Below are 897 nucleotides of genomic sequence, written 5' to 3'. Positions count from 1 at the left end.
CGCACCCTCCGGAGGGAACCCCCGTGCCCGATCTCGTCATCCGGCCGCTCGGCGTCGGCGAGGACGCTCTTTTCGACTCCCTGCCCGACCCCGGCCTGGTCGGCTTCGCCGCGTTCGGCGACACCTACGCGTCGATGGCGGCGGCCGGTGAGTACCGCCCCGACTGGAGCTGGGTGGCGCTGCGCGAGGGCGTGGTCGTGGCCCGCGCGGCCTGGTGGGGCGGGCCCCAGGACACCGAGCCCAAGGTGCTGGACTGGTTCGACTTCACCGACGCAGAGGCGGCCGTGCGGCTGCTGGCCGAAGCGCCGTTGCGGACCCAGTACACGTTGAAGCTCCCGCCGGGATGGCGTCACGACCCCCAGGTCAAGAGGGAGGCCGACGTTCGCGTCGCGGCCGCGCGGGCGGCGGGGCTGCGGCCGTTGGTCGAGCGCTACCGCTACCGCTGGACCCCTGAGTGCGGTGTCCCGCGGCGGCCGGGACGGTTGGGGTTTCGCCCCGAGCCCGACGACTCGGTGTTCTTCGAGTTGTTCCGTCGGATCAACACCGGGAGTCTGGACGCCCATGTGCGCAAGACCATCGAGGAGTCCGGTCTGGAGGCCTCCGTCCAGCAGGAGATGGACTACCTCCTGTGGATGCCCTCGCCGCGGGAGTGGTGGCGCGTGGCCTTCGCCGGGGACGAGCCGGTGGGCGTCTCCGTGCCCAGCCGCAACTACGGCGACCCGCTGATCGGCTATATCGGTGTGGTGCCCGAGCATCGGGGCAACGGCTACGCCTACGACCTGCTTGTCGAGGCCACGCACCTGCTGGCGGCCGAGGGCGTCGACCGGATCGTGGCGGGCACGGACGTGACCAACACCCCGATGGCCGCGACCTTCGCCAGGGCCGGCTACCCGGTGG

The 897-nt window shown here is 72.0% G+C and carries 1 protein-coding gene; it reads left to right on the top strand.

The features are described from left to right. Positions 1–23: 23 nt before the first annotated feature. Positions 24–897 (top strand): GNAT family N-acetyltransferase (locus tag QSJ59_RS24255; RefSeq protein ID WP_285762093.1); only part of this gene is annotated, 874 nt, incomplete at its 3' end.

Origin of the sequence: Nocardiopsis ansamitocini (genome assembly GCF_030268225.1) — a bacterium.
Lineage (GTDB): Bacteria > Actinomycetota > Actinomycetes > Streptosporangiales > Streptosporangiaceae > Nocardiopsis_D > Nocardiopsis_D ansamitocini.
This window is presented reverse-complemented; position numbering and strand designations above follow the sequence as displayed.